The following is a 26,299-nucleotide window of genomic DNA, read 5'->3' on the forward strand; positions in this document are numbered from 1 at the left end:
TGATTGTTAAGAGTATCTAACGTTTCAAAAATGATGAGCTGTTTGCTGGGATTTTTTGTGATCTTTGTTACTATTGACGTGATTTAAGAATGTTACAGACATATTTCAAATTTGATCTTGGGGGAATGCAACATGCTACATAATAAATGGTTAATATTGCTGCCGCTGACCTTATTGTTGATGGGTTGCAGCGCACAAAAATCAACAACCAAGCCGATCGCCAAGACCAGCTCAAGTCAGAATGGGCAATTCAACGGGCTGACCCTGGACGTGGCCAGGCGGCATTATAAGGTAGCCACGTTGACTAAATACATTCAATTGGTTGGCACCCATCATGGCAGCTTTATTCAGCTGCATTTGACGGATGATAAAAATTTTGCGATTGAAAATAACTTTGTTGGCCAGACAAGGCAAAATGCTGTCAAAAAAGACGGTGTTTGGCATAACAAGCACACGAACCAATTCTTCTATAGTAAGGCTGAAATCAAGTATCTAATTCAGGATGCAAAGAAGTACAACGTGACATTGATTCCTGAAATCGATACGCCCGCGCACGTGACCGGCCTGGTGAACACATTGAAAGCCAACGGTCATAAGCAATTAGCAGATCAAATCAGTTGGCATTCCAATAGTTATGGTGACGAGCTTCATCTTAATAACACCAGTATTCATTTCGTGGAAAAGCTGGATGACGAAGTTGCAGCCGACTTTGCTGGCCAGCAAAATCTGAGATTTCATTTAGGTGGGGATGAGTTCACTGATAAAACCACTAAAAATACTGCTTATATCAAGTATCTCAATGCCATCAGTCAGAATATTCAACAACAAGGGTTCATCCCAGAAGCTTGGAATGACGGCTTTTTAAGCAACAGTTTGAATGATCTCAACCGCCATATTCAAGTGACTTACTGGAATTGGACAGCTGATCAACATGGTGAACTTGGCAAACAGCGTGAAAAAAGCTGGGCGTCAATGCCAAATTTGATTGAGCATGGATTCAAAGTTTTCAATTACAACGACTATTATCTTTATTTCAATATCTCAAAAGCCAACATGACTAAGCAGAGCGTTGCGTACATGACCAAAGATATGAAGCAATACTGGACACCAGCATTATGGCATGAAGATCATGCGACCAAGGTTAAATCTTTAAAGGGGATTGTTGGCAGTAGCGCTTCGATTTGGGCAGATGATGCCGGTTCGATTAGTGACAGCCGCATTTATCATGCCGGTGAAAAATTCATTACATCATTTTTAGCTCTGGCCCAAAAGCCACTTTAAGGGGGGGAACATCATGGATACGATCAGTTCATTCGTCATTTTATATCCAGTCATTGTCTCGACCGTTTGGATTGTCGGCTCAATTTTCTTTGCGATTCAACAACATCGAGTTCCACTGAATAATGCCCACGCCGGCAAACCTGATGCGTTGGTCTCAGTTCTGATTCCTGCTCATAATGAGGAGGAAACTTTGGACAAAGTGGTCGAGTCGGTTGCCAGACTGACTTACGCCAAGCTTGAGCTGATCTTGATTAACGATGGCTCCACCGACCAAACGGTACGGGTGATGCGCCAATTGGCAGAGAAATATGGGGCCAAGGTACCGATTAGGATCGTTGATATTAAGAAAAATCAAGGAAAAGCGAATGCGCTGAATGAAGGGGCTAAAGAAGCTCGGGGTGAATTTTTACTTTGCCTGGATGCAGACTGTTATGTTGATAAGAATGCGTTGGAGCCAATGATGGCCAGATTTTATGATAATCCCAAAGTGGGTGCAGTCGGTGGTAAACCCATTGTCCGTAACCGGACCAGCTTGCTAGGGCGGCTTCAACTGCTGGAATATGTTGGCGTCATTGATATCATTAAGCGAGGTCAGGCCTTTGTCACCGGTCATATCACGACCGTATCCGGCGTGGTGGTCGCCTATAGAAAATCTGCCTTAGCTGATGCCGGTTGGTGGAATACTGACGCCATCACAGAAGATATTGATATTACTTGGCGGTTGTATCACCACGGCTGGCAAGTGGCGTATTGTCCGTTATCGGTTGCCTGGATTTTGGTTCCCGAACGAATTGTCGATTTGGTTCATCAACGCCGCCGCTGGGCTCGTGGTGGATTTGAAGTTTTATATCGAAACCGGGGAATGCTGGTGACCGGACGCCTCAGTGAGCAGTGGCTCCTGATGGACATGATTTTGAGCGATTTGTGGGCGCTGAGCTGTGCTTTTGTGACGTTATTTTATTTGATAACAGTCGCGTTCACTGGTGATTTGATTATGGATGGTGTGATTTTGTTTCTCCTGCTATTAATCAGCTTGATTCAATTCCTAATTGGCTATGCCGATTCCAAGAAGTCTGACTTTATCACTTGGCATGATCTATTACTATTGCCGCTATATGTAATCTTTTACTGGTTTATCAACTTGGTCAGTTGCCTGACGGCTTTAGGATCGTTCTTCCTTGATCCAAGGCACGTTGGCAGCTGGAGCAGTCCGGATCGGGGGCTTTGATGATGAAAAAGAAAACCGAATCAGATCTGATTATTCGTAAAAAATCATCAATTTTAACGATGCTGCGGCGTGGCTTTTTCCTAGTCATCTTATGGGGAATCACTGGCTACATCATTTACATCAACGTCTGCTTTTTGTTAAATGCATACTCGGATACATTGGTTTCGGACTATCTCTTGTTGAATTTGTCATACTATTCTTATGCGCGGTTTGCACTATTAGTAATGGTGGTCACAATTCTGATGACGATTTTTGGTTGGCTGCGGATTAGATCTTTGGAGCGGAGGGCGAAAAATCATGAGCAAGACAAGTCGTAAATGGATTCTCAGCGGATTGATCGTCGTGTTTTTAATCTTATTGGGATTCAGTGTTCATCACAACATTGCCTATGAACTGGGGAACAAGCCGGATTTTCAAATTACTAAACATGATGAACGGGTGAAAAATGGCGTGATGGTCTTTTGCTACCACCGGGTTTTGAGTACCGATGGCTTGGTGAAGTTTGATGAAAATGTTTCACCAAACACCCAGTTTCATGATTTTAACGTCAACCTCCCGTCATTTAAACGTCAAATGAATTATCTTCAACAGCACCATGTGAAGGTCATTTCGCTGCCAACGATGATGAAAATGGTTGAAAAGCGGACACCTTTTCACGGCAAGTACGTGGTCATTACCTTTGATGATATTGACCGGACGATGATCGATAACGCGATGCCTGTTCTATTAAAGCACCACTATCCATTCACTGATTCAATCATTACCGGCAACACCGGTTGGTACAAACAAGGCACAAAATTGGCAACTTGGCCGGCAATTATGAAGATGAAAAAGCGTGCTGGCAGGTTAGTTACCTTTGGCGTTCACACCAACAACATGCATTATCTGGTTCATGATGGCACACCAGTGTTTAATCTGCCGAAGAATTTCACCCGATTCAAACGAGACTATGCGGTTAGCCAGGATGTTTTGAAGCAAAAAGTTGGTTACAAATCACCAATTTTTACCTATCCATACGGGAGTGGAACACCGCAAATCCAGAAATTTCTGGATCAACAACACCGTCTTCAAGTTATTTTAACTTTGAACGATGGGATTGTGACTGATCACAGTGATCTCAAGCAGACACCAAGAGTTATCATCAACTCGAATAGTTGGGACAGTGTTAAGCGTTGGATTAATTACAATTAATTTTTTGTCATGGCCACTTTTGGTTTAGAATGAGAAGCTGTATTGAGCGAAACATTCTAGGGGGATGCACATGACATTTTATACGTATGACTACCTGAAAAATTCTCAAAGCAACTGGCAGTACGGCCGAATTATCATTATCAGCTTGCTGGCAGTCGTTTTTATTTTGTTTTTAATCCATTACCTACGGAACCGAATGGACATCAAATACAAGGATTTAAGCATCATTGTGGCCACGCTGCTATTGCTGGTGCTGGCCATGCAGTATAACGACTTTAGCGCGATTCAATCTTCCTCCAAGCAGACCGGACAAATTACTTCCACTGTCAAACAGGTGGCAGAGCGACTCCATGTGCGTCCGAAGACCATTAGCGTCAATTCCACCAACGTTAATGCTAATCTGATGGTCAAGACTCCAGATGGCTTTTACCGGGTGGATTACAATCCTGCGGGCACGGGATTTGTCTTGGAACGGGTGGAATTAGATAGTCAAAGCAACATTAAAGTCGAGGAGGCAGAATAATGTTTACATATTCAGACGTGGCACTCAAATTAATCGTGGGTTTCTTGTTCATCACGGTCCTCATCAACTTGACCGGGAAGGGTAACTTGGCTCCAACTTCGGCAATGGATCAGCTGCAAAACTATGTCCTTGGTGGCATTATCGGTGGGGTGATTTATAATCCCGCGATCACAATGGCGCAGTTTTTGGTCATTCTGTTGCTGTGGGCACTGTTGATCATGGTCACCCGATATTTGAAAACGCATATTCACTGGTTCGGCAAATTCATTGAGGGTGAACCGATTACTTTGGTGAGAAATGGCCAATTATTGGTGGAGAGCTGCATCAAGGCTAATTTGTCAGCCTCAGATGTTGATTTCAAGCTGCGAACCGCCGGTGTGTACGATATGAAAGACGTCAAACGGGCGATTTTGGAGCAAAATGGTCAGCTAACAGTCTTGAATCAAGGCGAAGGCAGTATTCGCTACCCAGTGATCGTTGACGGCCAAATTGACCCAGATGTCCTGGACGTGATGGGCAAAGACGAAGCTTGGCTGGATACTGAATTAAAGAAACAGGGGATCGACAGTGTGAAGTCGGTCTTTTGGGCAACCTATCGAGAAAACACTTTGAAAGTGGCTCAGTTTCCTGAAAAATAATTATAATTCACCTGACTTCACCATGTATCATTACACATTTAAGGTGATCATGTAGAATAATTATTCATTTTCTGCGCTGATTTTATTGACATCTCCGGTAATTGTTATATTATTAACAATAACTTTTAACGAATCAGTTTTTAAATACAGATTTCCCGGAGGTCTCAAAAATGGAATTAAACGAAATTAACCCATACGTGTTAAAGGTCATGCCATCCGCAATGCGTAAGTTTGATCATGATATCAGTGTTGACCCCAAGATTATCAAACTAACCTTAGGGGAGCCTAACTTTAACGTTCCCGACCATATTAAGCAGGCCGCAATTGATGCCATCAATGATAACAAGTCCCACTATCCATATTATTGGGGTTATCAAGAACTCCGGGACGCGGCCTCAAAGTATTATCGTGATAAATTTGGCTATGATTATCCAGCTGATCAAATTGTTGTGACTGTTGGAGCAACCGAAGCAGTGGCAGTTACCGTTAAAACGTTATTTAAGCCTGGTGATGCCGTGATTATTCCAACTCCGGCTTATCCGTTATATGATGCCTCAACTACTTTAAATGAGCTGAATACGCTTTTGGTGGATACCAGTGATGATGACTTTATTCTCACTCCAGCCAAAGTCCAAAAGGCGATTGATGATCATCCTGATTTGAATGTTAAAGGGTTGATTTTGACCGATCCCAACAATCCAACCGGGGTGGCTTATTCTAAGGAACAAATTGCTGCATTGGCCCCCGTCTTGAAGAAAAATGGTATTTGGGTTATCAGTGATGAAATCTATGGTGAATTAACTTATGGTCAGAAGCATTATTCAATTTCAGAATATCTGCCGGACCAAACAATTATCATTAATGGATTATCGAAGTCTCATGCCATGACTGGTTACCGTCTGGGCTTTATATTTGGCCCTTCAGGGTTTGTGGATGAGATTGCCAAAGTTCACCAATTTACAGTAACTGCGGCTGCCTCAATCGTTCAGTATGCCGCAATTGAAGCCTTGGAGCATGGTCAGGATGATTCCAAACCAATGCTTCAGGAATATGAAAAACGCCGTGACTTTGTCGCAAAAGAAATGACTGAAGCTGGTTTCGATGTTGTCCATCCGGGCGGGGCATTTTACGTCTTTGCCAAAATTCCGGTAGGGTTACACATGGACAGTTGGGCATTTGTCAAAACGTTGGCCAAGGAATACCACATCGGCTTGATGCCTGGTGATCCATTTGGCGATAATGAATATGTCCGAATTAGTTATGCGGCCAGTGACGAAGCATTGGCTGCTGCTATGAAGGCTGTGAAGCAGTTAGTTGCAGATCATTCCGTCGAACCAACTAAATAAATTTATGTATATAAAAAGCCGTCAGCGTTGTGCTGGCGGCTTTTGTAACTTTACATGTTAAATTAAGCACGTTTCTGGTCTTTAACGGTAAATGATAATAAGAATGCGACAGCTGCGACAATCAAAGCAAACCATAAGCCAACATGAACACCGTTGGTAAAGGCAACTTGATGGCTGACGTTTCCGGCTGCATTATTTCCAAATGCCAACAAGCTGGTTGCGATGGCAGTTGCCATAGCACCGATAATTTGTTGGAAAGTGTTCATAATGGTGCTTCCATCTCCAGAAGTTTTTTCATCCAAAGCACTCAAACCAAAAGTTTGGGCAGGTGACATTGCTAATGGAAGTCCCATCATAATAACGATGTGGCCTAAGATAACGTACCACATTGGTGAGGTAGAACTTGCCAAAAGCAACATGATTAATCCGATGATAGTAACTCCGAATCCAAGAACGGTAAGAAGCTTTGTGCTGACAATATCAGAGAAACGACCAGAAATTGCAGAAACAAGCGCATTTACAAATCCACCAGGCAGCATGACAATACCGGTCAGGGCAACTGGAATGGCCAACCCATTTTGCCAGAACATTGGCAGTAAGTACATTGATGACAAGATAATGGCGAAATCCAACATAACCAAGACGGAACCAATGGTAAATTGGCTCTTTTTAAATACTCTGAAGTTTAAAATAGGGGATTCCGAACGCAACTGACGTCGAATATACAAGGCTAATACGATAATGGCAACAACTAAAGTTCCCAATACTTGTGGAGAACCCCAGCCGGCGTCACTGGCCATACTAACACTGGCAACCAAGCCACCAAAACCGACAGCTGAAAGGATAAGTGAGAACCAATCAATCTTGGGCTTTGTAATATCGCCAACGTTTGGCAGAAATTTAAGTGCCAAGAAGAACGCAATTAACAAGAACGGAATGAACAACCAGAAAATCCAGTGCCACGAAAGGATACCGAGAATCATACCGGCCAAAGTTGGGCCGACAGCTGGCGCAAACATGATGACTAATCCGATCATACCCATTGCTGAACCTAACTTATATGGTGGGAAGATAAGTGTGGCTACAGTAAACATCAGTGGCAGAATTAATCCAGTAGCAATACCCTGGATCATTCGACCAACTAATAAAATAGCAAAGTTTGGTGCCACAGCGGAAATCACAGCACCAACCATGAAATCGCACAGTGCGAATAAGACCAATGAACGAGTAGTGAAAATTCGCTGCAATAATGAAGACATTGGTAAGACAATTCCGATGACCAACATGTAGCCGGTTACTAACCACTGCATGGTCCCAATACTCGTATGAAGTTCAGCAATTAAACTTGGTAAGGCGATATTCAGTGAAGTTTCACTGAGCATTCCTACAAATCCACCGATCAACATTCCCAACATAGCTAAGAATGGACGGGCAACCGGTTTGGCTGCTTGCTTTTGTTTTGTTTCTACAGAAGTTGTTTCTGTATTTAATGATTTTTCCATAAAGATGACTCTCCTAATTCTAAAAAACTTTTCTATCACGACAATTGATTACATTACCATAAATAAAAAATTCTCGTAAGCATTATTTTCAAAAAGTTTCATTATCTATGAAAACGCGGTATATCAATGATTAATGACAGCGCTATCAAAATATGGACAGATGCGTGCACATTGTCCACACATTTATGTCAATAATCTACTACAATAAAGGCAGATGCGAAGAATATAATTATCGCATTTCTCTCAAAAAACAATGTGGGGAGCGATTAAATATGAAACACAAGTTTTTATTAGTAGCGGGGATTGGCGTCGTTGTTGCAGGCGCTTGTTTCTTAAAGTCAATCGGTTGGTTTGAAGACGATTCACATTTATACGATGAATACGAAGCAAAGTAATCTTTAACAGATCTGGAGGAGCTATCAATGACAAAAAATAAAGCAATTATGATTGGTGCCGGCTTGGCTAACATGGCTGCGGCTGTTTATTTGATTCAAGAAGGTAAATGGAAGGGCAGCCAGATTACGTTTTATTCATTAGATGATCACGGTTCAAACGATGGATCGACCGCAAGCGAAGCGGCCGATGAATATTGGAATAAGACCCATCCATTGGAAAACAGTGAAGGGTTCATCGCTCGTGGTGGCAGGATGTTAAACTACCGGACTTACGTTGACCTGATGGATCTGCTGAGCCGAATCCCTTCCGCAACTGAGCAAGGGATGACGGCAGCTGAAGATACCCGTGACTTTGATGCCAAACACCGGACCTTTGATAAAGCTCGGTTAATGGAGGGCGGCAAAGGCATCATTAATGGTGGCAAGTTAGGCCTTAATAATAAGGACAGAATGAAACTCACTGAGTTGATTTTGATGCCCGACTCTAAAGAAGAAAAGCTCGACAATGTGACAATTGCCGATTACTTCAAGGACGATCCTCACATGTTTACCACCAATTTCTGGTACATGTGGGAAACCACCTTTGCCTTTAGAGTTCAAAGCTCGGCTCAGGAACTCCGCCGTTACATGCACCAAATGATTTATGAATTTACACAAATTGAGCATCTGGTTGGTGTTAACCGAACCCGATACAACCAGTTTGAAAGCATCATGCTGCCTTTGATTAACTATTTGAAGGATCAGGGCGTTAAGATCGTTTTGAACCGTCGGGTAACAAACTTTGAATTTAAAAATACCCCAATGCAGGATGAAATTACTGTTACAGCATTGCGGATGACAAATACCGAAACCGGTGAGGAAGAGGATGTGCCGGTTGATGACGACACCGCTGTAATCTTCACCAATGGTTCAATTACTGATTCGGCTACCTTGGGTGATTTCAATACCCCGGCTCCGGAAAATATGGACTATGGTGCAGCAGCCAGTCTATGGAAGAAAGCTACTAACCGGTTCTACAATTTGGGGAATCCAGATAAATTCTTTAATGATAGAAATGCCAGTGAATGGGTCAGCTTTACGTTGACCACTAAGGATCATACCTTGTTGAATGAAATTACCCGGATTACCACTCAGGTTCCAGGCAATGCGCTGAATTCGTTTATTTCGACTTCACCAATTACACCAATGGGTAACAAAGATGTCAACATGTCGATCGTGGTTCACCATCAACCTCATTTCACAACTCAAAAACCAAATGAATCGGTTATTTGGGGCTACTTCCTGTATCCACGTCGAACAGGCGAATTTGTTGATAAACAGTACATCAAGATGACCGGTAAAGAAATGGTTGAGGAACTCATCGGCCAACTTTCTAAAGTCGACCCAGGTCCAGGCAATATTATGGATAAGAAGCAGGCAATCATGGATAGCGTGATTAACAATATTCCAGCATACATGCCATACGCTTCGGCCTTGTTCAACAACCGTGCCAAGACGGATCGGCCAAAAGTGATTCCAGAGCACTCAACCAACCTGGCATTTACAGGTGAATTTGTTGAACAGCCATATCAGATGGTCTTCACTGAGCAAAGTGCTGTTCGTTCAGGTGAAATTGCTGCCTACCACTTTGCTGGCGTGCCAATGGCTAAATTGGTTAAAAATCCACGTTATGATAAGGATGTTAAGACCTTGGCAAAGGCTACTCGAAAGATGTTTGAATAAGATAGAGAACGAAGTAAACTAATTAGCTTTCAAAAATTAACAAAATAACAGTCGGTAATGCGTTTATTTTACGTAACGCCGGCTGTTTTTTTGATTAAATGCAAAAAGCTAAATAGTGAGTTATTATAAATTCCTGATTAGATTATTGATTACTTAATTTGATGACGCACTGTAAAATGATTTTGTAAGCGATATCAATATTACGTAAATCTAACTCATGTTAGATAAGGAGAATGAAATGAATAAACCAGTATATGTTCTAAGAATTGCTCTTCAAGCAATCATTATTGCAGGAATTTATTTTCTATATTGTTCAAACCCTGATGGAAGTTTTACACTTCGAATCGGGTTAGTTTTGGCATGGCTTATTTTATCTTTTGCAAGTCAATTTTATTTGATGAAATTTCGAGGCCTTTATCCAATATCTCAAGCAGTTGCTGACGCAAAGGGAAAAACAGTGGGTGAGATGAACTTTTTCCTAGCGGTGGGGTTATTGCTTGCCTATGATTTATTAGGACCAGTTATTGCAATTGTGTTTTATTATTGGGACAAGCGACTTGTCCAAAGGTCAAATTAAATACGTCAGTTTTTGATAATAAATCGCCTCAAAGCATTGGTGTTGAGCCAAATGTTTTGAGGCGCTTGTTTGCTTATCAGTAGGTAGTGAGTGAAATGATATTATTTTTTCCAGACGGCGATGGAATCATAATCTTCACCAGTTAATTCTTTAGTAACAGATTTTACTTTATTTGAAGCCTCGGACATTTTTCCACCGGCCTTCAAACGAGATACTTCATTGTTGATGAGATCCAGTTTGGGCTTATCAGCTTTAAATGAAAGACCATTATACAAGGCAACCAGGAAGAAGAAACCAACCCCGACACTGATGAGCAGCGTAAGTGTGAGTTGCACAGTTGCTGATTGATTGACGGCACCGGTTGTACTGCTCTTAAATCCTGATAATTGAAGAACACCTTCGCCAAGAATGTTGGTAATTACGAACCCACCTTGCTCGAATAATCCTGCAAGTGATGAGAAAGTTCCAGCGCGATTTTGACCGGTCAACAAAGTGTCCAATACTGGAAGCGATGGGAAGACCGTTCCAGGGATAAAGCCATACAGCTGTCCTCCGAAGATTGAGAACATCTGAACGATTAATAACCACATTACAAGATGATCCGGCTTAATGAATCCGAGCAGACCAAAGCCAATACATGAGATAAGGGCCATTCCGTAAGCAATTCCGTACATATATCTTGGTGCATATTTGTTAATCACATATCCGGCAACGATCATGACAAATATTCCGATAAATGTGCTTAGGGATGATAAGTATGCTGTAACTGAGGCATTTAACCCGAGCACATTCACAATGAAGTAGGTTAGAATTAATCCGTTCAGATTACCTGCCATTTGGTCGGCACCATCGATAAACAGATGTTTTCTGAAACTTTTAATTTTGAAGATTGAAAGGTAATCACGAGCTGTTTCTTTAAATCGAATCCAGCGGGTAGCGGAAATGTTTTCGCCTTGCTTATGTTCGGCTTCCATGAGAGCTGCTTCATTTTTAGTCACGAAATGTTCCCAGGTTGTGTAATAAGTAATCAGCGCGAAGACAATTCCAACGGCAGAAAGCCCAATTTGCAGATACAAGTAAATCTTAGGGTCGTTTTTTGGCCAATTGTTCAAGACTTGGGCAACCACGAAAGCAGCAATTGTGTTTAACAATGCCCCGACAACGGCACGAACTGTGCCCATGATGGTTCTGACTTTGAAGGAATCAGTCATTTCGGCTGGCAATGTTGTCCAAGGTAAATGGATAGTGTTGAAGAATGCCAACAGAACTGAGTAAGTAATAAAATAATACCAGAAATTCAGCCCGGTAATCGGGATTAAGGTTGCATAGACTAAGAATGGAATTGTCATCAAGATGAAGAAATGTCGTCTACCATATTTCCGACCAAATTTGAATTTGTAAAGTGAGTCTGAGAAATGCCCAATCCAGAGCGCAACACCAGATGCCAATACTCGGCCAAAAATGAGCATGAATGCTACCTGGAGTGGGTTTAAACCACAGAAGTAGGTGTAAAAATATGAGATATAGTTATAACAGATTAAACCAACAGCTGACCCAATAAATCCATACATTCCAAATCCAGTGGACCGGAGGATGCCAATTTTTCCACGAGGGGTATATATTTTTTTGTGCGCATACTCGTTCCAACCATCATGTTCTTCATTTGTTTTTTGCATGGTTCCACTTCCTATATTTTAATTTGTAGAAATCGCTTTCATTAATATCCAAATGATCGTTAACTTCTAATTTTGAATGTCACTACAGATGTTTTTGGATCAAGCGTATATGCACCACGAACAATTTTTGAGTTGGTGTCGGGAATTAGGTTGTCCGATACTCGAATTCGAATTGTTTCTGGTGTTACTGAGAAGGTTCCAAAGTGAATTTCGATTTCATTGAGATCTGCATTAAAGTCTGCTGATGCAATTTGTGCTACTTCGGAATTAATTTCAAAGTCTGTTTCGTTGGTGTGAATGAACAGACGATGTTTAAATGCGTCAGTTGGTTGAAGTCGTAGAAATTCGTTATGACTTGCAAGCTGGCCACCAAATGAGAGCCATTCGCCATTAGAATTTTGATAAATGTATTGACCGGCATCATGCGCATATCCATAGAAGGCTTGTCCAAAATCTGAAGTGTAAGGTTCAAATTCCATGAATTCTGGGTCAGTTAGGAAGGCCATTGAGCCAAAACCTTTCTGGTCAATGGAACTGAGAATACTGGTTGAAGCAGCATAACCAACTTCCAGTTTGAATAGGTCACACGAGTCGTGGTATTTATAGTTATCGAGGATTGGAATTGCGTTCAGACTTGAACCATAATGTCCGAATTCTCGGGTAATCTTTTCACGTTTGCCATAGACGAAAGAATCGAAGTATCTTCTTGAATCACCGTTGTATCCCCAATGAGGGATGAGTGGCGTATATGCAAGAATGGCATTGACGGTTTTGTTTGCCTTGTTTTGGTCATTGAAGTAGTTACACCAGGTGTACACTTCTTCTTGACCGGTTGAATCCCAAGGCATTTCACTGCCATATGGATATTGTAATTTTGCCCAAGTTTCGTAACGGTACTTCATATAACTTTCAAATTTATTCACTTCTTCTGTCCAATTTTCGTTTTGAAGGTCTTCTAGAATAGATTTATGAACACTTCCAACCATTAACCCGTATTGTTCCAGCTCGAGAAATGCGTCTTTACCACAGAATTTATGCATTGCCATAACTGTGCGGTAAGCTTGGTTTAAGTACCATTTCCAGGTATGATTGGTTACCAGACCATCAAAGTTTCGAGCGAGTCGATACATTGCCCAGTAAATGGCAGCTTGATGGGGGTAATTATATGCTCGCCAAGTTTCTTCAGAACGAGATTTACTCCAGCTATACATAATATCGTTATTCATGTAATACAGGCTGGCCCTGATGCTGTAATCCTTATTCTGTAAATGTCCCCAGAGAACATCATCGATGTACTGCTCGAGCATGTGAACTTGTTTTTCATCCGGCAGATATAAATTCTTGATTGCCATGAGGAGGTTTGGGCCAGCTCCGGCTTCATCTGAGTCACCAGAAATGTATGAGCGGAATTCATCCAGTACTTGGCGATTAGCTTCATTGTCGTAGGTAACAAAGGAATGTTGACGCCCGTATTTATCTTGTTTATCGAGCCATTGATTCTTTTCATGAAAGTCAGCTAGCTGCTTTACCAGATGTTCGGCCGATTCAGTCACGTAATAATTGATTGTTTGTTTGGAATTATCCGAGTAGACAACCTCAATCCTTGCTTGGCCAAAGTAATGGTGAAGTCTCGTCAGTAGATAGCTATTTTGCTTGCGGCTGTTAGAAATTTTAATTGCATTTTCTGGATCTGAATAGATTCTAGAAATTGTTTTATCAGTATTAATAGTTAGTTCAGCTTGCTCTTCACCGTGAAGAACATAGCCGGGGAAACTGGAAGCACTTGGAATTTTATTTTGTGCCAATACTTCTGAGATTTTATCTGGCGTGGTAGTGGCAATAAACTTTAATGCAAAGGTTTTTGAATCTCCAGCTTTGAGGACGAAAGAACTAGGCGTATTCCATTGGCGTTTACCATTCCAGTTAGTGTCAAAGTAAGCCTTTGAAAATGCTGTCCATTCATAGAAGCCTTCAAAATGAACGTCCTTTTGGGTCTTATCATCGGATAGTGGCCGATACGCCTCAAATGGCGTATTGCCGGCATTTACGACCAGTAAAGTTGGCTTTTGGCCATTGAGACGGGCAACCTGAAGGTAACCGGCATCTTGACCAATATATGGATCAATGAACGAGCTGTTGTTGTGACTTTCATCAAGTGAGTTATTAGTAAATATCTGATTGAAAATCATGGCAAAGCCTAAACCGCCGACTTCGATATCCTTGGTACTTGAATTAGTGAGTGTTGCGGAAAATAAAACGTCGTCATCTTGAAGGTCCCATATACGGTCGACTTTGATCGCTGATGCTGACAGTGTTTGGTCATCCTTGGTATTAAAGAATGACCATTGCTGCTCGTTGGTATTTCTAAATGCCAGTTCGACGTCACCCAACTGATAAAAATCAGAACCTGCACGATCAACCTTCACTTTGCTGGTGGCAAAATCGAACAGTTCAGAATTTTCATCCTCTGCTGATAAGCTTTTAAGCAAAGCGACGTTGGAATTAAGATTTTGGATGTGTAATTTAGTCATATTAATCTTCCTTACGAGTTTATTTTCCCAGGAATTTATTCAAAAGAATTGTGCTCGTCAACACAATCTTGTAAGCTATATCTTACAGACTAAATTGTAAGCGCTTAGTTAATTCGCAAAAACTCACATTTTCATATAAAAAGTATCTTTTTTCACTTTTTAAATCATCCTGACTCATTTAAAAGAAGGTAATACTGTATGAAACTTGGTTATTTTGATTTAGGGAAACCTTTGAAACTAGTGGAGTGTGGTCATTTCATTGCCGAAGAAAGTTGGACGCACACGGCCTCTACTCGAAAGTCTGATACAGAAATCATGATTGGGCTGACGGGTAGTGTGCCACTGTTTATTGGCAGTGAAAAGTTTAATTTAACACCGGGGAACGTTCTAGTTAATTTCCCTGGAGAAACAATTACAGGTGCCAATCCAGCACAGATTCCTTCTGAATTTATATGGATCCATATCATAAATCGTGCACCGCTTGAGGTCATGAATGAACTAAACAGGGATATTGACCTCAAAGAAACTGCTATTTTGCCGAGATGTTTCAGGATGGCTGAACCCACTCGTACCTTGGTTCTGGCAATCCAGTTATTAGATATTGCACATCACCAAGGCCACATCTCATCCGCAGATTATGCCGTAACATTGCTGCTCACTGAACTTTCAAATGATTACATTAATCAACTTTCATCAAGTGACAATGATGAAAGCAAAGTTACGCAAATAAAAGAGTGGGTTAGGCTGAACATTAACAAGGAATTGACGGTGCATGATATTGCTGAACATTTTGAAATCAATCAGAATTATTTGGCGGTCATGTTTAAGAATATTACTGGATCTACGGTGAAAGAATATTTGAACAGTCTAAAAATTGATCAAGCAAAATATTTATTGTTAACCACCAATGATTCGGTCCAAGAAATTTCCGAGAAAAGTTATTTTAATGATTATAAGTATTTCTTTCGAATATTTAAGAAGAATACCAATCTCACCCCTGCTAAATATCGGAACACATTTACCCGAACTTTCTTGAATAGTCCAGCAATTGACCCAGGGTACGATATTGGGAAGATCGTTGCGGTTCTCGAAAAAGGGATTGATGAGAAAGAACTATTTTAAATTTTCAAGGATTGAGATAGTTTGTTGTAAAAAGATAAGGCACTGTTTCCAAATTAATGAAAACAATGCCTTTTTTGCATATTTTTTATTGGGATGAAATAAAAAGAAGTCCGCGAGTGAGGTGTTTAACAGGTTGATTCAGAAATCTTCAGTTGAATATAAAAGTCGAACCATCATGAATCTTGTGGTGCCTCTCCAAAATCAGGCACATCCTTCAAATGTTTAGTGATCTCTTCTGGAATCGGTAATGTTGGACTAATTACTTGGTTATTGTGATAAATCTCATCGAACTGTGCCCGATATTCACTAGGGGTCATTCCAGTCATCTGCTTGAATTGTCTCATGAATAGCTTTTCACCATCGAAATAAGCATTGGCTGAGATTTCCTTTATTGATAGGTTGGTTTTGACTAACAATGCTTGAGCTGTATGGAGTTTCAGCTGGAGAACATATTGCTTTGGTGGAATGCCCACGACTTTTTTGAAAAGCCGAGAAAGATATTGAGGATTTAATTGCATGACGTCGGCCATGTCTTGGACAGTTGGTGACTTGTAAAGATTGGTTCGAATCCATTCCTTTAATCGATTAATCCGCTCACTATCTCTGGTCTTGAAATCAAGTTGATTTAAAGTTAATTTACTGATATTGATGATGATCATCGTCATGAAATAGTTAGCCATTTTTCGATCATAGGCATTTTCTGAATTGGTGTTAAGCAACTGATGAATCAAAATTGTTAAAAAGTCCAGATCCGGCAATTTAAATTGCTGGGGGATCAGAATATGTTTTGGACTTACGTCCTTATCAGATAGTGTCAGGGAACCGGTACTCTCAAATAATTGGGTATTGCTTGGCAGAATAAAATGCAGCCAATAGAACTCAACATTTCCAGGAGACGGCTTGGTGCCACGCATCAGAGTATAGGGGGGAACCAACAAAAGATCATTTGGTTTCAAAGTGTAGTCTTGCTCTGCCACTTTCAAATGAAGCTCTCCTTTTGTACAAATGATGAGTTCGAAATCACCATGATGATATCTTGGATTATGTCGCCAGCCTTCATGCGCTGTAAAAATCCCACCAACCATAAATGTCACCACATCGTCAATACTAAAACTATAATAATTCGTCATTTTGTCCACCTTTTTCGTAATAAAAACGTGAAATGTCATAAAAGTATACCACAATTAGTATTTTAGCAGTTTTTTTCAATTTGTGAAAGCGTCATCATAAGGAATGTAGAAAACGTTTTCTAACTTTATATAAAATTTGTAGGTGGAAAAGATGTTAAAAAAACATTTTAGATTCTTTGATTCATTCGGAACACAAGGATCAACTGCAACCGCTGATCCCGATACAATTTCTCCAGAAACCGGGAAGCCATGGCCAAAGTCATATGTTTGGCGCTTCCTGATTGCGTTTGTTATTTATGGTATTTTGAACAACGCGGCCTTCACTTTAAACGGGGCTGTACTGTTACCTCAACATATTAAAGATGTTGGAATTGTCAATCCAACAGCAGCATACGGTATTATTACATCAGTTACGTCTTTGGTATCATTGTTCGTTGGTTACATTTGGGGTACACTTTCTGACAAAACTCGATCAAGATTTGGTAAACGGACACCATGGATCTTCGTTGGTTCCTTCGTTGCCGGAATTGGTTTGTATTCATTAGGAATTTTCGAATCAACTACCAGTTTGACTTTGGCTTACATCTTTAACACATTAGGTCAAAACGCTATTCAAACTCCTATGTATGCCTTCCTTGCCGATCGTGCACCTAAGAACGTTCGTGGTACATTATCAGCAGGTTTCGGTGCAACATCTATTGGTGCCCCAGTTGGTCAGTTCATTAGTTCATACTTCTTGGGTCAATCATTCCAGAACACTGGTTTCATCGTTGGTGGTGTTTTGATTGCCCTTTCAGGTTTAATTGTTCTGTTGATTACTCCAAGAGAAAAATCATCAAAAGACGCAGTTATTCCAAAGGAAGAATCAGTATTAGGTGTCTTTGCTACATTGCTACCACCTAAGATGCACGGTGCCCATGATTTTTACAAGGCTTGTGCCGGCCGATTCTTAGTTATGACTAGTTACACTATGATCTTCCAATACTTGCTTTATATTCTTGAAAACCATATTGGATTATCAGTATTGGCTGCTGCTCGTGCCATGAACAAGTTGTCAATCTTTACTTTAGTTGTTTCATTGCTTGGACTTGCATTCTCAGGTCCTATCTCAGACCGTTTGAAAGCACGTAAGATTCCTGTTGCTTTTGGTGGTATGTTCATGATCCTTGGTACTATTAGTTTACTGTTGTTCAAGTCAGTTAACGGTGTTATCGGATACGTTGTTTTAGCTGGACTTGGTTATGGTATTTACCTGGCTGTTGATATGGCTTTGAACATCGATGTTATCCCTGACGAAGCTAAGGATAACAAGACAACTGGTAAGTATGTTGGATTTGGTAATTTGACCAACACTGCTGGTCAAATGATCGCACCGGCTGCTACCTCAATGATTGTTACTGCAACTGGAAGCTATGGATTAGTATTCTGGGGATCAATCATTACAACCCTTGTTGGTACAGCATTTATTCTCTGGATCAAGCACGTTAAGTAAAGGAGTTTTTACTCATGGAAACAAAACAAAGTACTCAAATTAATAAGCTTAAAATTACATCACCATTTTGGAAGCGGTACCGTAAATTAATGGCTGATGACTCAATCCCATTCCAATGGGACATGATTAACGACAACAACGATGTTGAAGTTGAAAATGACCCGTTTGCTGCCGGTGGAGCTGCCGATAAAAGTCACGCAATTGCCAATTTGAAGATTGCTGCTGGCCGAATCAAAGGCGACTTCTTTGGAATGGACTTCCAAGATACCGATGTTTATAAATGGTTGGAAAGTGCTGCGTATGTTTTAAACTATGCACCAAGCGACAAGCTTCGAAAAGAAGCAGATTCTGTTGTTGATTTGATTGCTGATGCGCAAGAAGATGATGGTTATCTTTCAACGATGTTCCAAATTGAGATGCCTGAACGTAAATTTAAGCGTCTTCAACAATCACACGAACTATATTCAATGGGTCATTACATTGAAGCAGGAGTTGCCTATTACACTATTACTGGTAATCAAAAAGCTTTAAACATTGCCAAGAAGATGGCCGATTGTATCGACAGCCATTTTGGAACTGGTGAAGGTAAGATTCTTGGAATTCCAGGACATCCTGAAATTGAAAATGCATTGTCTCGTTTATACGAAGCAACTCATGAACAGAAGTACCTTGATTTAGCTAAGTACTTCATTACCCAACGTGGTAAGGATCCAGAGTTCTTTAACAAGCAAAATAAAGCAGACGGAGCTGACCGTAACTTCTTCCCTGGTCTTGATACCATCGGAAACGCTTACTACTTCGCTGACAAGCCTGTAACTGAGCAAACTGAACCTCATGGACATGCTGTTCGAGTATTATACTTCTGCACTGGCTTGGCTCATGTTGCTCGATTAACTCATGATAAAGACTTAATGGATTCTGCTAACCGTCTTTGGAAAGACATCGTTAAGAAGCAAATGTATGTAACTGGTAATGTTGGTCAAACAACGACTGGTGAAGCATTTACTTACGACTATGATTTGCCTAATGATACCGATTACGGTGAGACTTGTGCTTCAGTTGCAATGGTCTTCTTCGCCAAGCAAATGATGGCAACTCGTATGAGCGGCCAATACGGTGATATCATCGAAAAGGAATTATTCAATGGTGCATTGAGTGGTATCGCTTTGGATGGTAAGCATTACTTCTACGTTAACCCGTTGGAAGCAGATCCTAAAGCCAGCCACGGTAACCCAGGTAAGAATCATATCAATACCCGTCGTTCATCATGGTTTGCATGTGCCTGCTGCCCATCAAACATCACCCGTTTACTTGCCTCAATCGACAAGTACATCTACGAGGTTAATGATGACGTTATCTTGTCACATCAATTTATCGCAAACGATACCACCTTTAAGAATGGTGTCGAAGTTAACCAGGAAAGCAACTTCCCATGGAGTGGTGATGTTAAATACACCATTACTAACCAAAATAAAGAAGAATTCACATTTGGCATCCGAATTCCAAGCTGGAGTCGTAACAAGTATGATGTCAAGGTCAACGGTTCATCAGTTGATCCTGAATTAAAAGATGGCATCATTTACATCCCAGTTTCAGATTCTGAAGTCACAATTACCTTAAGCCTTGATATGGACACTAAGTTGGTTCGTACCAACACCAAGGTAAAAGATGATATGAACAAAGTTGCCATTCAACGCGGCCCAGTTGTTTACTGTGCAGAAGAAGCTGACAACAAAGCACCTCTTTGGGACTATCGTTTGGATGACAAACCACGTCTGACTTACAAGTACGAAAAATCATTATTGGATGGCGTTGGTGTCATCGAAACTTCAGATGCCAAGATGGCACAAGAAGACGGTGACGAGCTCTATTACACCGACGACATTTCATGGAAGCCAGCAAAGATGACCTTCATTCCTTACTATGCTTGGGCTAACCGTTCTGAAGGCCAAATGCGTGTATGGCAGGATATTAATCGTTAATAACAGGTTTCTGACACCGATCATATTCGATTAATTTCAGTTCAACTCATAAAAATAAAGTCTCTTCCTGTAAGCTAACCCCATTGCTTATAGGAAGAGACTTTATTATTACATAAATTGATTACCAGAGCCGTCATCCGGCATGTTTGGTTTCAGACTAATATATTTCTTACGATATTCGGATGGTGACATTCCATAGCCCTTCTTAAAAGCCATGGAGAAGTAATAAACATTTTGATAACCCACTTTAGTGGCGATCGTACTGATCTGATCAGAGGTTAACAATAAATACTTGGTGGCTTCCTCTAATCGATACTTTGTCAGTAAATTGTTTGGTGTGATTCCGAAAGTTTTCTTCATATATAGAGAAACGGAATTGGGATGGATATGGAATTCCTTGCCAAGCTGTTCGTAAGTAATTTTTTCATCGAAATGATCTTCGATATATCGCTGAATTTTATTGGCGACCATTACCATTGGGGACTCCTGCGGCGTTTGGACTTGAACCTGCTGCAGGAGATCAAGAAATAGCTGTTGCGCTTTCCAGAATTCGATGGAGTTTTGAGTTGTATCTGAGTGATTCTCACTTGATTTTCGGCTATTCGCAAAAATTTTCTTCATCATGGAGATAATCGTTTTTTCGTTTGGAATTGCTTGCTGTTTTCGCAAGAAAAGGGTAATTGTCGAAGTGTAGTAATGGATTGCCGGAACAGGGATCACGGGTCGCACCTGTTTAGGTTCTTGCGCTTGGATGTAATTACCGGTGGTTGTGAAGTGGATCCAGTAATATTCTGTTGTTTCATCCATTGGTTTCCAAGAATAATGATGATGCTGAGGTTGTAGTATGAACATTTCTCCAGCACTCACAGTGTATTTTGTGTCGTCTTCAGCAATATATAATTTTCCACGTTGTAGAAACATCATAACGAAGAATTGAAAATTCTTACGATTAGGATGTCGCTCGCCTGGTCGAAAAACTACATGACCACTCTGAATATACATTGGCGTTGGCAGACAGGAAATGGATAAATACTCCTTGACCATGATTAAACCTCCAATTTGAAACCGTGACATTATAGAAATAATATTAGATTTTATAAACTGATTAGCTGATATTATAAAAATAAGTCAAAAACCATAAAAAGTCAAATTTCACATTTCTCAATGAAATTAATTGAGTTTCATTTATCGCTGATATATTGGGGATCACTGCATGTTCAACTATTAACTAAAGCGCTTTTATTTTTTTGTATTATTTTATAAACATTCAATAGAATAATAGATGTTAATTACCTCTTTTCGAATGTATTCTATTAATCGTAAGCGGTTACAGAATTATGCATTTCAAAATTCACTTTTGATTAGAAAGGACAATTTAAAATGAAACCGGTATCATACTACGACATTAAATATTTGCCAAATTCGACTTTGAAAGAAAAGTTTGAACGTAACATCAACTGGATGCTCTCGTTGACTCCAGATCAGTTACTTTACAACTACCGCAAAAACGCGGGCATGGACACTAAGGGGGCTACCCCATTAACTATCTGGGAATCACCTGATTGGTTCTTCAGAGGTCACTTCACTGGTCATTATCTTTCAGGCGCTTCACGAAGCTTTGTGGAACTTAACAACATGGAAGACACTGATGAAGCAAATCAATTGAAGCAACGCATTGATAAAATTGTTGAAGGCTTAAAAGAAGTTCAAGAAAAGTTCGATACATTTGAAGAATTCCCTGGATATTTATGTGCTGAACCTTCAAAGCGTTTCGATGACGTTGAGAAGCTCAGATTCAACGGTAACCATTATGTACCATATTATGCTGTTCAGAAGTTAATGGATGGTTTGATGGACGCCTACGAATTCACTGGTAACAAGACCGCGATGGAATTGACTGAGAACATGACTCATTACTTCGAGAAGCGGATGGCACGTCTAACCCAAGACCAAATCGATGCAATGATCGATACTCGCTGGTACCAAGGTAAAGGCCACTATGTATACCATCAAGAATTTGGTGCAATGCACAGAACCTTACTCCGACTTTACGAATTAAACGGTAAGAAAGAACAAGATGTGTTAGACCTAGCCGAAAAATTTGATCGTAAATGGTTCCGCGACATGCTCATTAAAGATGACGATGAATTAGGATACTACTCATGTCACTCAAACACTGAGTTAGTTTGTGCCGAAGGAATGCTTGAATATTATCACGTAACTGGTGATGAAAAGTACAAGCAAGGTGTTGTGAACTTCATGAACTGGATGCATAACGGTCACGAATTACCAACTAAAGGTATTTCCGGACGTTCAGCATATCCAGCACCTGCTGATTATGGTTCAGAACTTTACGATTACCCAGAAATGTTCTTCAAGCACTTATCCAAGTTAAACGGTGAAAGCTGTTGTTCACATGATTTGAACTTCTTGAGTTCAGAATTGTTCGCTGACACTAAGGATGCTACTTTGATGGACGACTACGAGATGCGGTTCATTAACGCCATCATGGCTCAGCAAAACAATGACAGCGCTATCGCAGAATATCTCTACAACTTGAGTGTTGCACCTAACTCAACTAAAGAGTTTGACCGCGGCGGCTTCTGGTGCTGTGTAGGTAGTGGTACTGAACGTCACTCAACCTTAGTCGACGGAATCTACTATGAAGATGGCAACGACGTCTATGTTGCACAATACTTCGATTCAATTCTGAACCTTAAGGACAAGGGCTTAACCATTACCCAGGATTCACATTATCCAGATCAACATTTTGCTCACGTTACCGTTGAATCTGATAAAGACCAAGAATTCACTGTTTACGTTCGAGTTCCTAAGTGGAGCGCAGAAACAACCATTACTGTTGACGGCAAAGAAATCAATGCAGAACCAAAGAATGGTTTCGTTGCAATTACCCGGACTTGGGGCAAGAAATCAGAAATTAGAGTTAACCTTGATTTCCAACTTCGTTACCAAACCCTTGCCGACCGTTTCAACCGTGTGGCAATCTACTACGGCCCAATCTTATTAGCTGCTCAAACTAAAGATTTGCCTGCATCAACTAAGCCTGCTGCTGAATACCTTGAAGACCTTGTCAAAGTTGAAGGTAAGAATAACTTCCGTCTTGCCGGAACAGACATCATCTTTAAAACATTGCCAGAAATCCCAGCCGACACACCTTACAACGTTTATGTAAAAGTTCCGGATGAAGATGTTGCGACAACTATTGATACTCAAAATGATAGCGACAAGCCTGCAAATGAACAACATTCATGGACATTGGCAGTTGATCCAGACAAGAAGAACTACTTGAAGATTACCTATGATTATCTTGATGGTGATATTTACAGTTTCCAAATTCAAGATGATAACAAAGTTCTCTTCACTCAAACAATGAAGAATGATGAGTGGCCAGAAGATTCTTACTACATTTACCCATTACCAATTGATGCAACTAAAGGTAAGAACAAGATCAACATTAAGATTACGCCACTTGATTACGAGAGCCTGAACTTCGATATTGCTAACATCAACAAGATCGAAACCATGGTTTCAAACAAGTAACAATTATTAACGCCAGGAGGGTTTTACACATGAAGTCAGAGTTTCTGACAGTTACACAAAATAAACGAGGTGCAATTACCAAACTCCAGTTAAATTCGGACAAATCCAATATGAACTGGGTGATTGATCCGGAATATCTCGAGTCACTTGGATACGATGATTTGGATAAACTCTTTGGTGAATTCAATATTACTGTTAACGGCCAAAAACACCGCAGTATTGATCAAATCCCCCGAGTGAGTGGAGACGATACTCATAGCACGATTGAATTTAAAGTGGGAGACCTTTCACTGGTTCAAGAATTTAAGTTGATTGGTAATTCATTTAAATGGGACTTCACCGTTAAGAATAACGGCCAAGAAGATGTGACAGTTAATAATCTTGGCGTGTGGGTCAGCTTGGCATATGTCATGTTTAGAGACAAGAACGTTAAGCGGAACGCCAACCAATCCGTTGCGGTCTTCCCACAGATTTCAAAGAATTATACCAAACTTGCTGCAGTTCGGCGGGATAATACCAGTCCCAACATGGGATTGTATCAAACAAAGGGTGAAGTTCTTTCGGTAGGGACTTTCAATGACTACACCAACCGATTCTTTGAGAATGTTTCACCATCATTGGATGGGATGCTTTTCCACGAGATTGTGTTGGCAGGCGGCTACGACGATGATCGCAGACCACATAATGATTGGATTTACCCTCAAAACTCACTGGTGATCAAACCAGGTGAGAGTCGAGACTGGGAATTCTATTTGAAGCCATATACGACTCAAAAGGATTTTTACGATATTGCAACCAACTATTACAATCATCCGCGATTTGCTTTTGAACCGATGATTTCTCAAGGAGCCTATCAAGTCTTCAACATTAAGCTTGCGAAGGGTCAAAATTTAAAACGAATCTCAGTTCGTCATAAGTCTGGGACCCACATTATTGATCAGGATATGACCGACCAGCTTGAAAATGGCCGTTTAGTATATGAGCCTCAAGGCCTGGGTGAACATCAAGTGGTCTTAGAATTTGATGACGGTACCGTTGATATGGGCGTGTTCAATGTTATGAACTCGATCAACGAACTGCTTCAAAATCGCGCTGATTATGTTTCTGAACATTCGTATGCCGGTGCTGATGGTAAGGTGCCATACAGCTTCGGGCCCGTTTCAAATCAAGGTGAGTCTATCGGCAAGATGACCTTCATCCTTCAAGAGTGTTTGCTGGACGATAAGGTTGAGAATGCTGACAAGCAAATTGCCCAGGTTGAAGAAAGTGCCGTGAAGTACGTTCGACCAAAGTGGTTTGAAAATGGTGATTTCAAGAAACCGGCGAAGTTATACGGTGACTTCTATCGTTTAATGGATCTCGAATACATCGCCCATATGTTCTACTTGTTATCAAAATGTCCGGCATCCGCGTTGAAATTGAACCAGCCAAATGACTATCTTTCCTGGGCTGCACAAGTCTTTGACGTTCGGGTGAACCCGGATTTGAATGATAACGAGCGTGGTAAGACAGAGGCGCAGATGTTAGGAACATACGGCCTGTACATTGAAGACTTGCTGGCAGACTTGAAGAAGAGTGGTCTGGACAAAGAATATTCCGAAATCTCCAAGTCATGGAAAAATGTGACTGATCGACTGGCTGCCAATAGTGATTCACTGGAAGCAGCGATGACTGAACATTTCTTTGACAATGCAGGATTTGGTCCAGCAGCCGGAGCGTTGGCACTGACTGGCAATACCCATGCGGCGATGACGTATGGTGAGCTCTTAAAAGCCAATATCGGCTTCAGTAACGATTTCAGGTCTCAAAGCCCTGATCGTTGGTGGGAAGCTCTCTCGTACATGATTCATGCCTTGTGGGGTGGCTTAACTGCCGCATCTGCTCAAATTGCCGGTGAGAAGCTTCAAGATCCTGAATTAGTTGAAGCAGCTTATCGTGCTACCGGGGCAGTTCTGTATATGTACGATTCAAATGCCACCGCAACTGATCGGATGCTCGAACCGGGTGACGCTGCATCAACCTACAGTATCGCCGGGCCTAATTTGAACCGTCCCGACTTATCTCGGAACCGGTTTGGCCAATCGATTTTTGCTTCCGATGGCGGAATTTTTGCCCGCCTGTTCCCTGATGGATATACGGGTGAGGATGACTGGGATATGGGCGAAGAACTCGTAGCTTTCCTGAATGGTTTTGGTCAAAAGACCTATATCTATAAGGATCCGGACAAGGGACTCACAGCGGTTAATGGACGGGTAAAGAAACTTGTTGATAATCATTACGAGATTCAGAGTTTCGCGCCATATATCAGTGAGTACATTTATTTAGATGACAATCAAGTTTTTGAAAGTCATAAAGATAAAGCATTGTTCAATCTTGCAACCAGGAAGTTTGAATAACGACTG

The 26,299-nt window shown here is 40.9% G+C and carries 20 protein-coding genes; 15 read left to right on the forward strand and 5 right to left on the reverse strand.

Annotated elements, in window-relative coordinates; all coding sequences use genetic code 11:
* Positions 1–132 precede the first annotated feature (132 nt).
* From FD05_RS01120 to FD05_RS01150, 7 genes are all read left to right on the forward strand, one after another.
* Positions 133–1,281, forward strand: a complete 1,149-nt coding sequence (locus tag FD05_RS01120) for a family 20 glycosylhydrolase (protein WP_191980527.1) — start codon at positions 133–135, stop codon at positions 1,279–1,281.
* A 13-nt stretch (positions 1,282–1,294) separates the two neighbouring features.
* Positions 1,295–2,509, forward strand: a complete 1,215-nt coding sequence (locus tag FD05_RS01125) for a glycosyltransferase family 2 protein (RefSeq protein WP_020281590.1) — start codon at positions 1,295–1,297, stop codon at positions 2,507–2,509.
* A complete protein-coding gene (locus FD05_RS01130) occupies positions 2,509–2,826 on the forward strand; it encodes a hypothetical protein (RefSeq protein ID WP_020281591.1) in 318 nt (105 codons plus the stop codon). The genes FD05_RS01125 and FD05_RS01130 overlap by 1 nt, the downstream gene beginning before the upstream one ends.
* Positions 2,807–3,700, forward strand: coding sequence for a polysaccharide deacetylase family protein (locus tag FD05_RS01135; RefSeq protein WP_020281592.1), 894 nt, complete (start codon positions 2,807–2,809; stop codon positions 3,698–3,700). Before FD05_RS01130 ends, FD05_RS01135 begins: the two co-directional genes overlap by 20 nt.
* Before the next feature lie 70 nt (positions 3,701–3,770).
* Positions 3,771–4,223 (forward strand): DUF3290 domain-containing protein, encoded by a 453-nt coding sequence (locus FD05_RS01140; protein ID WP_020281593.1) that lies wholly within the window; start codon positions 3,771–3,773, stop codon positions 4,221–4,223.
* Positions 4,223–4,861 (forward strand): DUF421 domain-containing protein, encoded by a 639-nt coding sequence (locus FD05_RS01145; RefSeq protein ID WP_020281594.1) that lies wholly within the window; start codon positions 4,223–4,225, stop codon positions 4,859–4,861. Before FD05_RS01140 ends, FD05_RS01145 begins: the two co-directional genes overlap by 1 nt.
* A gap of 170 nt (positions 4,862–5,031) precedes the next feature.
* Positions 5,032–6,207: an aminotransferase class I/II-fold pyridoxal phosphate-dependent enzyme gene (locus FD05_RS01150; RefSeq protein WP_020281595.1), complete on the forward strand. Its 1,176-nt coding sequence runs from the start codon at positions 5,032–5,034 to the stop codon at positions 6,205–6,207.
* A 62-nt stretch (positions 6,208–6,269) separates the two neighbouring features.
* Here the strand turns inward: FD05_RS01150 and FD05_RS01155 are convergent, their stop codons facing one another.
* Positions 6,270–7,709 (reverse strand): DHA2 family efflux MFS transporter permease subunit, encoded by a 1,440-nt coding sequence (locus FD05_RS01155; protein WP_020281596.1) that lies wholly within the window; start codon positions 7,707–7,709, stop codon positions 6,270–6,272.
* Positions 7,710–7,981: 272 nt separating this feature from the next.
* On the opposite strand from FD05_RS01155, the gene FD05_RS11880 reads away from it, so the two are divergent.
* From FD05_RS11880 to FD05_RS01165, 3 genes are all read left to right on the forward strand, one after another.
* On the forward strand, positions 7,982–8,104 hold the full coding sequence (locus FD05_RS11880; protein WP_020281597.1) for a hypothetical protein: 123 nt from the start codon (positions 7,982–7,984) through the stop codon (positions 8,102–8,104).
* Positions 8,105–8,131: 27 nt separating this feature from the next.
* Positions 8,132–9,826, forward strand: coding sequence for an oleate hydratase (locus FD05_RS01160; protein ID WP_020281598.1), 1,695 nt, complete (start codon positions 8,132–8,134; stop codon positions 9,824–9,826).
* A gap of 238 nt (positions 9,827–10,064) precedes the next feature.
* Positions 10,065–10,403 (forward strand): hypothetical protein, encoded by a 339-nt coding sequence (locus tag FD05_RS01165; protein WP_039933075.1) that lies wholly within the window; start codon positions 10,065–10,067, stop codon positions 10,401–10,403.
* A gap of 101 nt (positions 10,404–10,504) precedes the next feature.
* Here FD05_RS01165 and FD05_RS01170 read toward each other — a convergent pair whose 3' ends face one another.
* Positions 10,505–12,079, reverse strand: coding sequence for an MFS transporter (locus FD05_RS01170; RefSeq protein ID WP_039933077.1), 1,575 nt, complete (start codon positions 12,077–12,079; stop codon positions 10,505–10,507).
* Between the two features lie 59 nt (positions 12,080–12,138).
* Complete coding sequence (locus tag FD05_RS01175) at positions 12,139–14,610, reverse strand: DUF5695 domain-containing protein (protein ID WP_020281600.1); 2,472 nt, start codon at positions 14,608–14,610, stop codon at positions 12,139–12,141.
* Positions 14,611–14,808: 198 nt separating this feature from the next.
* On the opposite strand from FD05_RS01175, the gene FD05_RS01180 reads away from it, so the two are divergent.
* Positions 14,809–15,732 carry a helix-turn-helix transcriptional regulator gene (locus tag FD05_RS01180; protein ID WP_020281601.1) on the forward strand — a complete coding sequence of 308 codons (924 nt, stop codon included), beginning with the start codon at positions 14,809–14,811 and terminating at the stop codon, positions 15,730–15,732.
* Between the two features lie 173 nt (positions 15,733–15,905).
* On the opposite strand, the gene FD05_RS01185 is transcribed toward FD05_RS01180, so the two are convergent.
* Positions 15,906–16,862: an AraC family transcriptional regulator gene (locus tag FD05_RS01185; RefSeq protein WP_039933080.1), complete on the reverse strand. Its 957-nt coding sequence runs from the start codon at positions 16,860–16,862 to the stop codon at positions 15,906–15,908.
* 151 nt (positions 16,863–17,013) lie between these two features.
* Between FD05_RS01185 and FD05_RS01190 the strand changes: the two genes are divergently transcribed.
* Entirely contained in the window at positions 17,014–18,354 is a 1,341-nt protein-coding gene (locus tag FD05_RS01190) for an MFS transporter (protein WP_020281603.1), read from the forward strand.
* A gap of 14 nt (positions 18,355–18,368) precedes the next feature.
* Positions 18,369–20,336, forward strand: coding sequence for a glycoside hydrolase family 127 protein (locus FD05_RS01195; RefSeq protein ID WP_020281604.1), 1,968 nt, complete (start codon positions 18,369–18,371; stop codon positions 20,334–20,336).
* A 108-nt stretch (positions 20,337–20,444) separates the two neighbouring features.
* On the opposite strand, the gene FD05_RS01200 is transcribed toward FD05_RS01195, so the two are convergent.
* The gene (locus FD05_RS01200; protein ID WP_020281605.1) at positions 20,445–21,380 is read right to left on the reverse strand and encodes an AraC family transcriptional regulator; all 936 of its coding nucleotides are present in this window, start codon (positions 21,378–21,380) and stop codon (positions 20,445–20,447) included.
* A gap of 336 nt (positions 21,381–21,716) precedes the next feature.
* On the opposite strand from FD05_RS01200, the gene FD05_RS01205 reads away from it, so the two are divergent.
* Both FD05_RS01205 and FD05_RS01210 read left to right on the forward strand, forming a co-directional pair.
* Positions 21,717–23,897 (forward strand): beta-L-arabinofuranosidase domain-containing protein, encoded by a 2,181-nt coding sequence (locus tag FD05_RS01205; protein ID WP_020281606.1) that lies wholly within the window; start codon positions 21,717–21,719, stop codon positions 23,895–23,897.
* Between the two features lie 29 nt (positions 23,898–23,926).
* A complete protein-coding gene (locus FD05_RS01210) occupies positions 23,927–26,293 on the forward strand; it encodes a hypothetical protein (protein ID WP_020281607.1) in 2,367 nt (788 codons plus the stop codon).
* The last annotated feature ends 6 nt before the right edge of the window (positions 26,294–26,299 follow it).

Source organism: Lentilactobacillus otakiensis DSM 19908 = JCM 15040 (genome assembly GCF_001434145.1).
Classification (GTDB): domain Bacteria; phylum Bacillota; class Bacilli; order Lactobacillales; family Lactobacillaceae; genus Lentilactobacillus; species Lentilactobacillus otakiensis.

Excerpts from the sequence above, each read along its gene's own strand:
- FD05_RS01120 (WP_191980527.1), top strand. The coding sequence starts at position 133 with ATGCTACATAATAAATGGTTAATATTGCTGCCGCTGACCTTATTGTTG.
- FD05_RS01125 (WP_020281590.1), top strand. The coding sequence starts at position 1,295 with ATGGATACGATCAGTTCATTCGTCATTTTATATCCAGTCATTGTCTCG.
- FD05_RS01130 (WP_020281591.1), top strand. The coding sequence starts at position 2,509 with ATGATGAAAAAGAAAACCGAATCAGATCTGATTATTCGTAAAAAATCA.
- FD05_RS01135 (WP_020281592.1), top strand. The coding sequence starts at position 2,807 with ATGAGCAAGACAAGTCGTAAATGGATTCTCAGCGGATTGATCGTCGTG.
- FD05_RS01140 (WP_020281593.1), top strand. The coding sequence starts at position 3,771 with ATGACATTTTATACGTATGACTACCTGAAAAATTCTCAAAGCAACTGG.
- FD05_RS01145 (WP_020281594.1), top strand. The coding sequence starts at position 4,223 with ATGTTTACATATTCAGACGTGGCACTCAAATTAATCGTGGGTTTCTTG.
- FD05_RS01150 (WP_020281595.1), top strand. The coding sequence starts at position 5,032 with ATGGAATTAAACGAAATTAACCCATACGTGTTAAAGGTCATGCCATCC.
- FD05_RS01155 (WP_020281596.1), bottom strand. The coding sequence starts at position 7,709 with ATGGAAAAATCATTAAATACAGAAACAACTTCTGTAGAAACAAAACAA.
- FD05_RS11880 (WP_020281597.1), top strand. The coding sequence starts at position 7,982 with ATGAAACACAAGTTTTTATTAGTAGCGGGGATTGGCGTCGTTGTTGCA.
- FD05_RS01160 (WP_020281598.1), top strand. The coding sequence starts at position 8,132 with ATGACAAAAAATAAAGCAATTATGATTGGTGCCGGCTTGGCTAACATG.
- FD05_RS01165 (WP_039933075.1), top strand. The coding sequence starts at position 10,065 with ATGAATAAACCAGTATATGTTCTAAGAATTGCTCTTCAAGCAATCATT.
- FD05_RS01170 (WP_039933077.1), bottom strand. The coding sequence starts at position 12,079 with ATGCAAAAAACAAATGAAGAACATGATGGTTGGAACGAGTATGCGCAC.
- FD05_RS01175 (WP_020281600.1), bottom strand. The coding sequence starts at position 14,610 with ATGACTAAATTACACATCCAAAATCTTAATTCCAACGTCGCTTTGCTT.
- FD05_RS01180 (WP_020281601.1), top strand. The coding sequence starts at position 14,809 with ATGAAACTTGGTTATTTTGATTTAGGGAAACCTTTGAAACTAGTGGAG.
- FD05_RS01185 (WP_039933080.1), bottom strand. The coding sequence starts at position 16,862 with ATGACGAATTATTATAGTTTTAGTATTGACGATGTGGTGACATTTATG.
- FD05_RS01190 (WP_020281603.1), top strand. The coding sequence starts at position 17,014 with ATGTTAAAAAAACATTTTAGATTCTTTGATTCATTCGGAACACAAGGA.
- FD05_RS01195 (WP_020281604.1), top strand. The coding sequence starts at position 18,369 with ATGGAAACAAAACAAAGTACTCAAATTAATAAGCTTAAAATTACATCA.
- FD05_RS01200 (WP_020281605.1), bottom strand. The coding sequence starts at position 21,380 with ATGGTCAAGGAGTATTTATCCATTTCCTGTCTGCCAACGCCAATGTAT.
- FD05_RS01205 (WP_020281606.1), top strand. The coding sequence starts at position 21,717 with ATGAAACCGGTATCATACTACGACATTAAATATTTGCCAAATTCGACT.
- FD05_RS01210 (WP_020281607.1), top strand. The coding sequence starts at position 23,927 with ATGAAGTCAGAGTTTCTGACAGTTACACAAAATAAACGAGGTGCAATT.